The sequence below is a fragment of the Arthrobacter sp. Soil_C_49 genome (assembly GCF_057656635.1).
This window is the reverse complement of the sequence record NZ_JBDGJZ010000017.1, coordinates 1-14,137: the sequence shown is the minus strand read 5'-3', so window position 1 is coordinate 14,137 and position 14,137 is coordinate 1. Positions and strand designations below refer to the sequence as shown.

Here is a 14,137-nt window from a genome sequence, read left to right as displayed (position 1 = left end):
TTAGATGTTGAAGGCCGGCTCGAGCACTTTGGAGAAGAAGCTCCGGGTGCGCGGTTCCTGCGGGTTGGTGAAAATCTGTTCCGGGGTGCCTTGTTCCACGATCTGCCCCTGGTCCATAAACACCACGGTGTCCGCCACGTCGCGGGCGAAGCCCATCTCGTGCGTGACGATGATCAGGGTGGTGCCGGATTTTGCGAGTTCGCGGATGACGTCCAGCACCTCGTTGACCAGCTCCGGGTCCAGGGCCGAGGTGGGCTCGTCGAACAGCAGGATTTTGGGGTCCAGTGCAAGTGCCCGCGCGATGGCCACACGCTGCTGCTGGCCGCCGGAAAGCTGGCGCGGGTACGCCCCCGCCCGGTCCTTGAGGCCCACCCGGTCCAGGAGTTCCAGGCCGCGGCGCCGGGCCTCGTCCTTGGAACGGCCCTGCGCGACGACGGGGGCTTCGGCCACGTTTTCCAGCGCTGTGAGGTGCGGGAACAGGTTGAAGTTCTGGAACACCATCCCGATGTCGGTGCGCTGCCGGAGGATCTCCTTCTCCCGCAGCTCGTGCAGCTTCCGGCCCCGGACTTCGTAGCCCACCAGCTTGCCGTCGATGGCGATGTGGCCGCCATCCACCTTTTCCAGGTGGTTGATGGTGCGCAGGAGGGTGGACTTGCCGGAGCCGGAGGGGCCCACGATGACGGCCACGCCGCCGGGTTCGACCGTGAGGCTGACGCCCTTGAGGACCTCGGTGGCGCCGAAGGATTTGTGGACCTTGGTGATTTCCACCAGGCCCCGGGTGGGAGAAGTTGCAGCCGTCGCTTCGGCAGTTGCGGTGGCGGTGCTCATCGGGCGTTCCTTGGGTTGTTGACCACGGCGTGGGTGGCGAAGAATTTGCGGGCCTTCTGCAGGGGCGTCAGCGGCAGGTTCCGCACCGCGCCCTTGGAGTAGTGCCGTTCGATGTAGTACTGGAAGACGCTGAGCACGGACGTGATCACCACGTACCAAAGGGTGGCCACGAGCAGCAGCGGGAGGACCTGCTGGGTGCGGTTGTAGATGACCTGCACGGTGTAGAACAGCTCGGAGTAGGCCAGGACGTAGACGATTGACGTGCCCTTGACCAGGCCGATGATCTCGTTGAACGCGGTGGGCAGGATGGCCCGCATGGCCTGCGGCAGGACGATCCGGGTGGACCTGCGCCAGGCCGGGATACCCAGGGCGGCCGCCGCTTCGAGCTGGCCCTGGTCCACCGAGAGGATCCCGCCGCGGATGATCTCCGCGGAGTAGGCTGCCTGGTTCAGGGTCAGGCCCAGCACTGCTGCCGCAAACTGGCTGATCAGTGTGGTGGTCTGCACCTCGAAGAACCGCACGTCCGTGAACGGGATACCCAGGGAGATCTTTTCGTACAGGTAGCCCAGGTTGTACCAGAGCAGCATCTGGACCAGCAGCGGCGTGGACCGGAAGATCCAGGAGAAGGTCCAGGACACCGAGACGAGCAGCGGTGACGCAGAGAGCCGCATCAGGGCCAGGATGAAACCCAGGACAAAGCCCAGGATGCCGGAGATCGCGGTCAGCTTCAGGGTCTCCAGCAATCCGGCGATGACGGACTGGGCGGTGAACCACTGGGCCACCACACCCCATTCCCAGCGGGGGTTGGTGGCAAGGGACCAAGCGACAGCGAGGACGCCGAGGGCCACAAATGCCGTGCCCACCCAGCGCCAGGGATGCTTCGCGGCCACCACGCGGTATTCGGAGTAGTCAGTGGCCACCCTGGCGCTTCCGCCTTCCGGCGGGACCCCGCCTGCCTTGGTGGCGGCTTCACTGGTTACGGCCGCTGAAGTAATGCTGCCTGCAGTCACGTGCCCGCCAGCGTCGACGTCCGGTGCCGCGCCTGCTGCCGACTGTGCTGGCGTTGTTGACTGCGCCGCGGTAGTTGCTGCTGAACTCATGCGCCACCTCGTTTCTCTGGTTGGGCCGGGACTGTTTGACCCGGTTGCTGGCTGCAAATCTAGGACCGGCCGGAATGGGGCAGCAAGGCGGCAAGTTGCATAACTTCACCCGGGTTCGCACAGCGTCATGAGTCGGATTTTTGCGTCTGTTGACGGGATGTGACGCGGAGTTAACGGGCGTGACCAGCCGCTCGACCGCCGTCGGAACCGCTGCCTAGCATGGGCACTCCAAGCCGCCCCCTACCGCCGCTACCAGGAGCACCCCATGCCAGCGAACATTCCGGCCGTCGTCTTTATCGGCGGCGGACCCCGCACGGCCGGAGTGCTGGAGCGGCTCGCCGCCAACCGTCCCGGGCTCTTCAGCGGGCCGCTGGAAATCCACGTCGTGGAACCGCACATTCCTGGCTCTGGCCGCATCTGGCGCTACGACCAGCACCCCGGCCTCCTGCTCAACTCCACGGCGGCGGACATCACCATGTTCACCGACGACTCGGTGGCCTGCGAGGGCCCGGCCAGCCAGGGACCGAACCTGGCCGAATGGGCGGCAGGCGTGGTGGACGGGTCCATTACGGACGTTCCGGACTTCCCGCGCAGCCTGCGCGAACAGCTCCGTTCACTCACCGGCGCCACCTTCCCCACCCGCCAGTTGCAAAGCCAGTACCTGGAGTGGTTCTTCCGGCGCGCGGTCCGGTCACTGGGACGCGATGTCACAGTCCACCGGACCACCGCCGTGGCCGTGCGGCCGGTCGCCGAAGATGCTTCTCCGGCCGGTCCCGCCGCTGGCCCCGCCTACCTTGTGGAGCTGGCCAGCGGCCGGACCCTGCGCGCCGACGTCGTCGTTACTGCCCTGGGGCACACCGATTCCCGCCCGGACGCCGCCTCCGCTGCCTGGAGCGACTTCGCCGGGCGGCACGGCGGGTACCACGCGGCACCCAGCTACACCACCGACGTCGACTACTCACCCATCGCCCCCGGCCAGGACGTCATTGTCGCCGGCATGGGCCTGGCCTTCGTTGACCTCCTGGTCCTCCTGATGGAGGGCCGCGGCGGGCTCTTCGTTGAAACGTCCGACGCCGGGCTTCGCTACCTTCCGTCGGGCCGGGAACCGAGGCTGTGGGCCGGTTCGCGCCGGGGGGTGCCGTACCACTCGAAGATTTCGGCAACGCTGCGGGGCGAGGCGCCGGGGCCGCTGCGGTTCTTCACCGCAGCCGCCGTCGAGGACCTGCTGGCACGGCATGGGGAACTGGATTTCCGCCGGGACCTGTGGCCGCTGATCGCCAAGGAAGCCGGGTACGGCTATTACCGCGAGCTGCTGACCGGGAACCCCGCACCTACCGCCATGGGCTGGGACGAGTTCGCCGCCCGGTACTCGGAACTGGACTGGTACAGCTCCGCGCGGGAAGAACTCGTCGCCGCTGCCGTTCCGGACGCCGCCCTTCACCTGGACCTGGAGCGGCTGGACCGGCCCTTCGCCGGCCGCCGCTTTGCCGGCCGGCAGGACGTGCAGGATGCGGTGGTGGGATACATCGAGCACGATCTTGACCTCAGGGACAGCCCCGACCATCCCGAGACGCTGGCCCTCTTCCTGGCACTGCTCCACGTTTACATGGAAGTGGGCCGCGTGGTCCCGCCGGAGCGCCTGAATGCCAGGTCGCAGCAGACGGTCCACGGCTGGTGGCACGGGTTCTTCAGCTTTGTGGACTCCGGCCCGCCGCCGCACCGCCTGCGCCAGATGCTGGCGCTGCACCGGGCCGGGCTGCTGCAATTCCTGGGCCCGGACCTCGAGGTGACGGCGGATGAATCCACGGGACTGTTCCACGCCGGCTCGGCACGGGCGGGAACCTCCGTGGCGGCGAAGGCACTGATCGAGGCCCGGCTGCCCTCGCCCACAGTGGCCCGATCCGGCAATCCGCTGCTGGAGTCCTTGCACAGGACCGGCTTGGGCGCGGAGCAGCAGCTGCTGACCGCGGACGGGATCCATTCCACCGGCAAGCTGTTGATCTCATCCGGGCACCAGCTCGTGAATGCGGAAGGGGTGCCGCAGCCTGGCCTGTTCGGCGTGGGTCCGGGCACTTCGGGGTGGGGTGCGGGGGCGTTTGCCCGTCCCGGCACGAACGCCGCACCGTTCCGCGAGAATGATGCCCTGGCCCGCAGCGTCCTCACCCTCGCCCGCGGCCTCGCCGCAGAAGCCTCCACCACACTGTCCACTGAACCAGCCGCCGTCGGAAAGAATTGAACCGTGACCGCAGAACCTGACCTCAGGCGCCAGCCTTTTGACTCCGGAGTCCGGCCGCCGGGCAGCGTGCCCAAGCCTCTTGATCCCGCCGCGCTGGAAGTCCTGAGCCTCCCCATGAACGATCCCCGGGTCCAGCCGCTGCTGGACGAACTCGCCGTCGAATATGACACGCGTTACGGCGATTTGTTCGGCCGGGAGGGAGCGGCAGAAGAACTGAACCGCTACCCCGCCGAAGAGTTCGCGGGGCCAGGCGGTGCCCTGCTGGTGATCCAGGAAAACGGCGAATCCATCGCGGGCGGCGCCTTCCGCCGGTACGACGCCGACACGGCTGAGCTGAAACGGATCTGGACCCATTCGGCCCACCGCCGACGCGGCCTCGCCAAGCTGGTGCTGGCCGAGCTCGAAGCCTTGGCCGCGCGCCGCGGATACACCCGGCTCTACCTCACCACCGGCCCGCGCCAGCCCGAAGCGAAGTATCTTTACCTTTCCACGGGTTACCAGCCGCAGTTCGACCTGGACGCCGACCCGGAGACCATCAAGTTCCTTGCCTTCACCAAGGAACTTCCCGGACACCCGCGGAACTGACTATGGTCCCGCTCACACACCCGGCGCGGAGCCGCGGCTAAGCTAACCGCATGGCCAACAAAACCACAGCAGAGAAGCTTGCCACGATCCAAAAGGGGTACACGCTGGAGGGGGCCGCCATCGAACTGGGCGCCGCCATCGTGGACGGCGAACTCCACAAGGAGGCGCAGGTCCGCCTGCCGCTGGCCATGATGAACCGGCATGGGCTGGTGGCCGGCGCAACCGGCACCGGCAAGACCGTCACCTTGCACATGATGGCCGAACAGCTGTCCACGGCCGGTGTTCCCGTCTTCCTCGCGGACATCAAGGGTGACCTGTCCGGGCTGGCGACGGCCGCCGTCGGCAGCGAAAAACTCAGCGCCCGCACCGAAAGCATCGGGCAGGCGTGGCAGGGCAGGACCTACCCGGTGGAATTCCTGGCCCTCGGCGGGGAGGGCAACGGCGTCCCGGTCCGGGCTACAGTGTCCTCTTTCGGGCCCATCCTGCTTTCGCGGATCATGGAGCTGAACGACACCCAGGAATCAAGCCTGCAGCTGGTGTTCTACTTCGCGGACAAAAACGGCTTGGAACTGATTGACCTGAAGGACCTCCGTGCCGTCATCCAGTTCCTGACGTCGGACGAGGGCAAAGACCAGCTGGAAGAGCTGGGCGGCCTGTCCAAGGCCACCGCGGGGGTGATCCTTCGCGAACTGGTGAACCTTGAGGCACAGGGGCTGGAGAAGTTCTTTGGCGAACCGGAGTTTGATACCGCCGAGCTGCTGCGCACCGCCCCGGACGGCCGCGGCGTGGTGACGTGCCTGGAATTGCCCGCCCTGCAGACCAAGCCCATGCTGTTCTCCACGTTCCTGATGTGGCTGCTCGCCGACCTCTTTGAGGACCTGCCCGAGGCCGGCGACCTCGATAAACCCAAACTGGTGTTCTTCCTCGACGAAGCCCACCTGCTGTTCAACGGCGCATCCAAGGCGTTCCTCGAGGCGATCACCACCACGGTGCGGCTGATCCGGTCCAAGGGCGTGGGGATCTTCTTTGTCACCCAGACCCCCAAGGACGTGCCGTCGGATGTGCTGGGCCAGCTGGCCAACCGGGTGCAGCACGCCCTGCGCGCCTTCACCCCGGAGGATGCAAAAGCACTCAAGGCGACCGTATCCACCTTCCCGGTCAGCGACTACGACCTCGAAGAGACGCTGACCTCTGCGGGGATTGGTGAAGCCGTCATCACCGTTATGAACGAGAAGGGCGCTCCCACCCCCGTGGCCCTCACCAGGTTGCGCGCCCCCGAATCCCTGATGGGACCGAGCGCCGAGGACCTGGTCCGCAGCACGGTGGCCGGGTCCGCACTGCTGGGCAAGTACGGGACAGCGGTGGACAACCCATCGGCCTACGAGAAGCTCACCGGGAAGGCTGCTGCCCCCACCGGACCCGCCGCTCCCGTCCAGCCGACGGTTCCCGGCGCTGGTACTGGCTCTGGTGTTCAGAGGGCCGGCACCGGCGGCAGTGTGGACATTGACGCAGAGGCACGACGCATTGAAGAGGAGATCCTCGGCAGGCCCAGCACCAGGACCAGTGCGCCGCGCCCCGCGGATGAGGCACCGCAGGCATCCCGGCCGCGCTCGTCCCGGCCGCCGTCCGCGCAGCAGGAGTCTTCACAGCAGGGGGACGGGATGATGGGCGACCTCGGCGGTGTTCTTGGCGGAGCACTCGGCGGCGGGCTGAAGAGCATGGCCAGGTCCATCGGAACGCAGCTGGGTCGAGAGCTGCTGCGGGGTGTTTTCGGCACGTCGTCCCGGCGCCGCCGCCGCTGACAGGTACCGCCCGCAGCCGACTCAACTGCCGCCGTCGGCCGCGTGGCAGGTAACGTATTGACAGTGCAGATGAGTCAAGCGTTGGTGAGGATCGCGGCCGGATGGCTGCTGGGCCTCATGCTTGCCGTGGCCGCTGCCGTTGTTGCGGTGAACGTGGTAAACAATACGGTGGCCAGTCCGCAGCAGCCGGTGCGTGAGTATCTGGACGCACTGCAGAGCGGCGACGGCGGCAAGGCGCTGGGGCTCCTGCGGGCCACGGTACCGCCGAGCAACGCCGCCATGCTGGACGGTACGGCGCTTCAGACCGCCGCGTCCCGGCTAGCGAATGTCAACATCGGCGAGGCCGAGGAACGCCCGGGCGGCCAGGTGATGGTGCCCATGGAGTACACCATCGACGGCAGCCGCCTCCGCACGGAATTCCAGCTGCAGAAGACCGGAACCGAATGGATCTTCTTCAACACGTGGGCGTTTGTCCCGTCCCGGCTGCCTACTGTTGACGTCTCGGTGGTCAACTCCCCGGAAGCCACTGTCAACGGCGTGGACGTCAACATGCCCAACGGCCGGAACTCCTTCGCCGTCTTTTATCCCGGCGAGTACGAAGCCACGGTCAGCGGTGAGTACTTCTCCGCTCCTGCCACCCGCGCCACGGTTACTGCCCGGGACGTCCCGGTGGCCCCGCTCAACCTGCTCACCCAGGCTACGGACAACCTGAAGAAGGACGTGGCGGCGAAGGTCAAGGAATTCCTGGACGGCTGCGCTTCCCAGGCGGTCAAGGAACAGAAACTCCAGCCGGACTGCCCCTTCTACTACGCCAGCAACAACAGGGTCCAAGACGGCACCATCAAGTGGTCCGTGACGGAGTACCCGAATGTTTCCATCGAGCCGTTCGATGGCCGCTGGGTGGTGGCGCCGCTGGACGGAAAGGCCAGGGTGCAGGCCCAGCAGCAGAACTTGTTCACCGGCGCCTGGTACCCGCTGGACGAAGAGGTGGATTTCAGCTTCACCACACGGCTGGATGTCTCCGGGGACGCCATCAAGGTCACGCCGGTCCTGAGCTTCTAGGCTTTAGCGCCACGCTGACCCGGTTCTTGATACCCGCCTGCATGCCACATGCCGTCACGCAGGGCACGCTCTAAGGGCTCTTGCCGGAGCCACGCCCCGGGAATCCGGGGTTTCGTGGTGTGGGCGGCTTCAAAAGCCTGCTCCCAGTGACACGCGCCAGCTACCGCCGCCGCCCGAGCACCGCCAAGACTTCACTGACCATGGCTTCGGGCCTGTGCACCACGTCAGCGTAGTAATAGCGGAGCGCGGTATATCCCTGCAGCACTGACTCGTTGTTCCGCCGGTGGTCCTTTTTGACCTGGTTCCAGTCGGCATGGTGCCTGCCATCCAGCTCAACCACCAGCCACCCATTCAGCAGCAGGTCAACGTACCCCACCCGCTCCAGGTAGGCCTGCGGTTGAACAGCGATCCCTGCCTGGCGGAAGTACGTCCGCGCCAGCGTTTCGAGGAGGGAGTCCGCACCGTGGTCCACCCACTGCAGCACAGCCCTCGCCTTGCCGTTGCGCCGGCCCGGAAGCCGCTGGCTAAGGAACTCAACGGTCATGTCCCCTCTCCCCACTGCGCACTCAACCATGACCAAGGACTCAGCAAACGGCAGGCAACGCAGGGCATGGACCAGGACATCGGCCAGGGCGGCAACGGGACGGATTGTGGCAGGCGGAAGCAGCAGTCCGGCGTGGTGGACGGCCTCGCCCCTGACAGCCTCTTCCCTCCGGTGATACACATGGCGGGGTCCCGCAGACGACAGGCACCAGAGGCTGTAGTGTGACGCAGCACTGGAGCACGTGAGCAGTTCCCGGTTACGCAGCACCGCAACCAGCTCCGGAGGCGCCGTCGGAAGCGCATAGAGTCCGCGCTCCGGCTGCAAAAGCCCGCTACGGACAGCCCGGCGAAGGGCTGCATCATCCACACCAAGCCGGGCGAGTACGGGCCGGCGGGCGGCCCCGCCGCAGTGCTCTAAGGCTTTTGACACGTCCATGGGGGCCATGGTGGCTGCATCAGCCCGCGTTGGGCAGCGGCAAACTGCAGTATGTGGACATCCGCGCTGGCCAACGCCGTCACGCAGGGCACGCTTTTGGGGCTTTTGCCGGCGCCAAACCCCGCAAACTCAAGGTTCAGGAAAGCCGACCATGCCAAAAGGCTGCCGCCCGTGACGCGTCAGTCACGGGCGGCAGCCTTTTCAAGGTAAATACGGCCGGTCAGTCCATGCCGCGCAGATCAAGCACCAACTCCGTATCGCCGTCGGCCTGCAGCAGCACAGGGATGCCCCAGTCCTGCTGGTACAGGTGGCAGGCCGCGTGGTCCGGGATCTCGCCGTCCTCGGTTTCGGGGCCGTCGCACGCCGCGGCGCGCGCCGTGATGTGCAGGATACCTTCGGGGACGTCGGAGGACAGCTCGAGCGTCCGCAGCAGTCCCACCGAGGTTCCGCCGCCGGAGACCAGCAGCTCGGGCGGCGTGGACGAAATCTTCAGCTGGGTGGGATCGCCCCAGCGGTCGTCCAGTTTCTGCCCGGTGGGGGCGGTGAATCGGACCGTCAGCTCGAGCGCGCCGGGCGCAACCGGGCTCTTGGGCCGGTGGGTCTGCGACGCACCCTCATCCACCTGCTGTGCTTCCTTGGGGATGGGCACGTACACAAGCTGGTGCTGGTTGGCTTCCACCACCACCAGCAGCGGCTCGGAACCGGCCGACTGGGTGTGGTCCACAATCACGTCCGAGGGCTCGAGCAGCCCGCGGGCCAGTGTGGAGACCGTGCCGTTGGAGGGGTCGTACCGCCGGACGGCACCGTTGTAGGTGTCCGCGATTGCCACGGAACCATCGGGCAGGACCGTCACGCCCAGGGGGTGCTGGAGCCGGGCCTCGGCCGCGGGGCCGTCCCGGAAGCCGAAGTCGAACAGGCCCTTGCCCACGGCCGACTCCACCGTGATGGCCCCGTCGTCGTCAATCACCAGCTTGCGCAGCGCCGACGTCTCGGAATCTGCCACCCAGATGTTGCCCTCCGCGTCCTCCGCCAAGCCCGAGGGCTGCGCGAACCAGGCCTCGTGGGCAGGTCCGTCCAGCAACCCCTCAAGGCCGTTGCCGGCAGCGATGGACACCGCACCGGTCAGCGGATCAAAGCTGAAGATCTGGTGCGTGCCGGCCATGGCGATCACCACGGCGTTGAGCTTCCGGGACCACACGAGGTCCCATGGCGAGCTGAGTGAGACCTCCAGTGGGTGTTCACTCAGGCGGCCGGTGAATCCGGCGGCGTCCTCGTCCACCCGTGCCGGACCGGTTTCCAGCAGGCGCTGCACGCCATTGCCGGCCACCGTGGAAGCCTTGCCGTCCGTGAGCGAAAGGCCCCGGAGGCGGTGGTTGACCGAGTCTGCAATCACGACGTCGTAGCCCGCCTTGGCTGCCACGTCTTCCGGCAGCAGGACCAGGCCCTGCGGCTCGTTGAAGCGGGCGGCGGCGTCGGCACCGGCGGCGGGACCGTCTACGTGGCCCTTGGTGCCGGAACCATAGGTTCCCAAAACGGTCTGGAAGTCAGTGCCCAGTTCCACCAGGCGGTGGTGCCCGGTGTCGGTGACCAGCCAGGAACCCTTCGCGGCACCGTTGGAGGCTGCAGCACCCGCCGCCGTGCCGGCGTCGTCCGTTCCCTCAGATACTGAACCGCGTCCGGCGGGGAGGAACAGCGCCTTGCCGGGGAAGCGCAGGGTGCCCGACGTCGGTTCGGGCGCCACGTACGGCCCGGAACCGCGGTGCAGCGTGCCCTTGGCCTCGTGCTCGGCAATGAGTTCGGGGATCAGGACCGCGAGCCCGTCGGCGTGGCCTTCACCGGAAAGGTGCGCCACGATGTAGCCCTCGGGATCGATGACCACCAGGGTGGGCCAGGCGCGGGCGGTGTAGGCCTTCCACGTTTCCAGCTCCGGGTCATCCAGGACGGGGTGGTGGATCTCGTAACGCTCAACGGCAGCAGCCAGCGCCACCGGGTCCGCCTCGTGTTCGAACTTGGGCGAGTGGACGCCCACGGTCACCAGGACGTCGGAATACTGTTCCTCGAGCGGCCGGAGTTCGTCCAGGACGTGCAGGCAGTTGATGCAGCAGAACGTCCAGAAGTCCAGCAGCACGATCTTGCCGCGGAGGGCTTCGAGGTCCAGTGATTTGCCGCCGGTGTTCAACCAGTTACGGCCCACCAGTTCGGAGGCTCGGACCCGGAGGTGGGTGCGTACGGTTTCGCTCATCAGCGTCCTTCCAGCTTGTTTCGTTCGGCCAGCCTGGCGTCGCGTTCGGCCAATTTGGCAAACATATCGTTGTAAGCGGTGAGATCGGCGTCGTTATTCCTGTCCGCCGCCCGGTCCACGCGTTTGGTCTCCCGCTGGTCCGAGCGCGACCACATGATGGCCACGCCGATGGCCACCAGGAGCGTGGGCACCTCACCGATGCCCCACGCCACGGCCCCGCCGGTCTGCTGGTCCAGCAGCGCGGACTGGCCCCAGGCACGGCCGAGGTTGCCGAAGTAGTCCGCGGCCAGGAGGTTGGTGCCGCCCATGATGGCCACGCCGAAGAAGGCATGGAAGCCCATGGTGGCAAGGAGCAGCAGCAGCCGCATGGGGTACGGCGCACGGCGCGGGAGCGGGTCCGTGCCGATCATACTCAGGATGAAGATGTATCCCGTGAGCAGGAAGTGCAGGATCATCAGTTCGTGCCCCACGTGCTCCCGCATGGCAAACCCGAACAGGTCCGAGTAGTAGAACAGCACGATCGAGCCGGCAAAGTTGGCGGCGGCGAAGATCGGGTGGGTCACTACCTCGGAGAACCTGGAGTGCACAAACACCAGCAGCCACTCGCGCGGGCCGCGTGAACCGTCCCCGCGGGGTGGCAGTGCCTTTAGTGCCAGGGTCACGGGCGCGCCAAGGACCAGGAAGATTGGCGCCACCATGGTCAGCGCCATGTGGTCCACCATGTGAGCAGAGAACAGCACGCGGCCGTAGACCGACGGCGGCCCGGACGTGATGTAGGTGAGCACCAGCAGGCCGATCACCCAGTTCACAGACCGGAACCACTGCCACTTGTCCCCGCGGCGGTAGATTCTGGCGATGCCGAGGGAGTAAGAGAACAGCCCGAACAGCGCCACGGCGATCCACAGCCAGTCGAGCCGCCATTCCGTCAGCCAGCGTTCGGGGGTCAGTTCCGGAGGGAGCTCGTAGCCGCTGAGAATGAAGGCCGGTGAGGCGTCGGGGGCAAAAGTGGTTGGCTGCGGCGGTGCCGAGCGGCCCAGCGCTACGGCGATGCCGGACGTTGCGCCCATCACCAGGAATTCGGCCAGGACGAGCTGCCACAGGACCCGGCGGGAGGACATGGTGGAACCCTTGGAACCCAGCTGCGGGATGACCCACTGCCGGTGCATGAAACCGATCCCGCCAAGCACCAGGGTGGCGGCGGACTTGGCCAGGATGAGTTGGCCGTACGGGGAACCAACCAGGTCGCCCCAGCTGGTGATGCGGATGCTCGCGTTGATGATGCCCGAGGCGAAGACCAGCACGAAGGCGAACCCGGCCAGTGAGGAGAACCGGCGGAGTGTTGCTTCGGTGGTGTCCGTTGAAGCGCCCGCCTTGGAGCCGGTAAGGATTCCGGACAGGAGTGCCAGCATGATGATGCCGCCCACCCAGGTGCTGACGCCTACCAGGTGCAGGCCAAGGGAGTTGATGGCACCCTCGTGGTCCGAGGAGCTGGAGGAGTGTCCGATCAGGGCGGTAGGCACCAGGCCGATGAGGGCCAGGATCAGGGTCAGCGCCAGCCCGCCCAGGGACCTGACGCCGAACAGTGCTGTTGTCACCACGGCGGCGATGATGGTGACGGCGAGCCAGGCCCGGCCCGTCTCGATGTCCGTCATGAAGTAGACCAGGGCCTGCGTGAATTCGGCGTCACCGGAGACGGCCTGGCCGGCCACGTCAGCGTACGTGAGTACCAGGACGGCGATGGCGGACAACGTCCACACCGCACCTGCAGCAGCCGCGATGGCCAAGGCCCGGGTGAAGGCCGGGTGTTCTGCGTCCTCGAGGCCGCTCTCCTGGCCCCTGTTGCGCCGGGTCAGGCTCCTGGGGAGGATGCCTACAGCGAAGATGAGTCCGCCGATGACTGTAGCCACTGAGACGTTATGGATGGCCTTGGTGACTGGCAGGCCCCAGCGCACCAGGGCACCGGGGTCCGACACCTCACGGGCGGCCACCGCGCCGGAGAAAAGGAGAGCTGCCGCCAGGGCCAGGAGGAGCGCCCCCAGGCCTGCGAGCTGCCAAGCCTTGCCGATGCCGAGGGCACCACTGCCCAGCCCCGACGCTCCCTTGCCGGGAGCTGGCGGGGTTGTTGTGGATTGGGGGTTTGCGGCAGAAGGCACCTATCCATTGTCCGTCACCACTGCCCGGGCCGCGAATCGGCTTAAAAGCAAAAGGGGCGGCAACCACGTGGTTGCCGCCCCTTATCCAGCCGGGTTTTGATGCCGGAAGGAAGGAGCTTACTTCTTGTTGGAGACCGCAGCCTTCAGCTTGGAGCCGGCGGTCAGCTTGACGCTGTGGCCGGCGGCGATCTGGATGGTCTCGCCCGTCTGCGGGTTGCGGCCGGTGCGTGCTGCGCGGTCGGTGCGCTCAACGGCGAGCCAGCCCGGGATGGTGATCTTCTCGCCCGCGGCGACAGAAGTCTCGAAAACCTCGAACAGTGCGTCGAGGACGGAGTTGACGGCTGCCTGGCTGGTGCCGGCCTTGCCCGCTACCTCTGCAACAAGTTCACTACGGTTCTTAGCCATTTATGTCCTCCTGGACGGTCTGATTCTGGAGCCTGCACGCGGCATGCGTACAAGCCACTGTTCGAAAACTTACCAGCTTGGGCCGCCGTGGTCCGCAAATTCCGCGTGTTTCCGCGACTTTTTGAGGTTAATCACCCGATTCTTGGGGATTTCCGGTCCGGTTTGGCTGCAGTGGCCAGCTTCACTGGACGTCCCGGCTGCCCCTCCCAAGGAGGCGCGATCGCCCCCTTGCAGCTCTTCCTCCCAGGCGCGCGCTCAGTTGATGCCGCTCTTGGGGTGACGCTCTCGCACTTGATGCGGCTTTTGGGGCGACGCTCTCTCACTTGATGCGGCTCTTGGGGTGACGCTCTCGCACTTGATGCGGCTCTTGGGGCGACGCTCTCTCACTTGATGCGGCTCTTGGGGCGACGCTCTCTCACTTGATGCGGCTCTTGGGGCGACGCTCTCGCACTTGATGCGGCTCTTGGGGCGACGCTCTATCAGATGATGCCGTCTCCGCGTGGACGCGCGCTCAGTTGGTGTGCGGGGTCGTGGTGTTCGACGGCGGTGGTGCCGGCGGCCGCTAACCCCGGGTTGGGGGCGGGGCGGTCAGGGGTGGGCGGCGGGGTTGTGTGTGTTAAATGTGGGAGGCCCCAACCATTGACTGGTTGGGGCCTCGACCTAATGATTGTCCGGCGGTGACCTACTCTCCCACACCCTCCCGGGTGCAGTACCATCGGCGCTGTGGGTCTTAGCTTCCGGGTTC

At 66.6% G+C, this 14,137-nt stretch carries 10 protein-coding genes and 1 rRNA gene; 4 read left to right on the top strand and 7 right to left on the bottom strand.

What is annotated here, in order from left to right; all coding sequences use genetic code 11:
• Window positions 1-828, bottom strand: coding sequence for an amino acid ABC transporter ATP-binding protein (locus tag AC3A4Z_RS20265; protein WP_498713772.1), 828 nt, complete (start codon window positions 826-828; stop codon window positions 1-3).
• Window positions 825-1,928 (bottom strand): amino acid ABC transporter permease, encoded by a 1,104-nt coding sequence (locus AC3A4Z_RS20260; protein WP_498713769.1) that lies wholly within the window; start codon window positions 1,926-1,928, stop codon window positions 825-827. Before AC3A4Z_RS20260 ends, AC3A4Z_RS20265 begins: the two co-directional genes overlap by 4 nt.
• 265 nt (window positions 1,929-2,193) lie before the next feature.
• Here AC3A4Z_RS20260 and AC3A4Z_RS20255 point away from each other — a divergent pair, with 265 nt between their 5' ends.
• The 4 genes from AC3A4Z_RS20255 (at window position 2,194) to AC3A4Z_RS20240 (ending at window position 7,613) form a co-directional block, all read left to right on the top strand.
• Window positions 2,194-4,164, top strand: a complete 1,971-nt coding sequence (locus tag AC3A4Z_RS20255) for an FAD/NAD(P)-binding protein (RefSeq protein WP_498713766.1) — start codon at window positions 2,194-2,196, stop codon at window positions 4,162-4,164.
• A 3-nt stretch (window positions 4,165-4,167) separates the two neighbouring features.
• A complete protein-coding gene (locus AC3A4Z_RS20250) occupies window positions 4,168-4,749 on the top strand; it encodes a GNAT family N-acetyltransferase (protein WP_498713764.1) in 582 nt (193 codons plus the stop codon).
• A 50-nt stretch (window positions 4,750-4,799) separates the two neighbouring features.
• Window positions 4,800-6,551, top strand: a complete 1,752-nt coding sequence (locus AC3A4Z_RS20245) for a helicase HerA-like domain-containing protein (protein WP_498713763.1) — start codon at window positions 4,800-4,802, stop codon at window positions 6,549-6,551.
• 69 nt (window positions 6,552-6,620) lie between these two features.
• On the top strand, window positions 6,621-7,613 hold the full coding sequence (locus AC3A4Z_RS20240; RefSeq protein ID WP_498713761.1) for a hypothetical protein: 993 nt from the start codon (window positions 6,621-6,623) through the stop codon (window positions 7,611-7,613).
• A 160-nt stretch (window positions 7,614-7,773) separates the two neighbouring features.
• Here AC3A4Z_RS20240 and AC3A4Z_RS20235 read toward each other — a convergent pair whose 3' ends face one another.
• The 5 genes from AC3A4Z_RS20235 to rrf form a co-directional block, all read right to left on the bottom strand.
• Window positions 7,774-8,592 carry a DUF559 domain-containing protein gene (locus AC3A4Z_RS20235; protein ID WP_498713758.1) on the bottom strand — a complete coding sequence of 273 codons (819 nt, stop codon included), beginning with the start codon at window positions 8,590-8,592 and terminating at the stop codon, window positions 7,774-7,776.
• Between the two features lie 220 nt (window positions 8,593-8,812).
• Window positions 8,813-10,834, bottom strand: coding sequence for an NHL domain-containing thioredoxin family protein (locus tag AC3A4Z_RS20230; RefSeq protein ID WP_498713755.1), 2,022 nt, complete (start codon window positions 10,832-10,834; stop codon window positions 8,813-8,815).
• The gene (locus tag AC3A4Z_RS20225; RefSeq protein ID WP_498713754.1) at window positions 10,834-12,987 is read right to left on the bottom strand and encodes a bifunctional copper resistance protein CopD/cytochrome c oxidase assembly protein; all 2,154 of its coding nucleotides are present in this window, start codon (window positions 12,985-12,987) and stop codon (window positions 10,834-10,836) included. The genes AC3A4Z_RS20230 and AC3A4Z_RS20225 overlap by 1 nt, the downstream gene beginning before the upstream one ends.
• Before the next feature lie 117 nt (window positions 12,988-13,104).
• Entirely contained in the window at window positions 13,105-13,392 is a 288-nt protein-coding gene (locus tag AC3A4Z_RS20220) for an HU family DNA-binding protein (protein ID WP_009358243.1), read from the bottom strand.
• A 669-nt stretch (window positions 13,393-14,061) separates the two neighbouring features.
• A 5S ribosomal RNA gene (rrf, locus tag AC3A4Z_RS20215) occupies window positions 14,062-14,137 on the bottom strand; the annotation flags it as partial.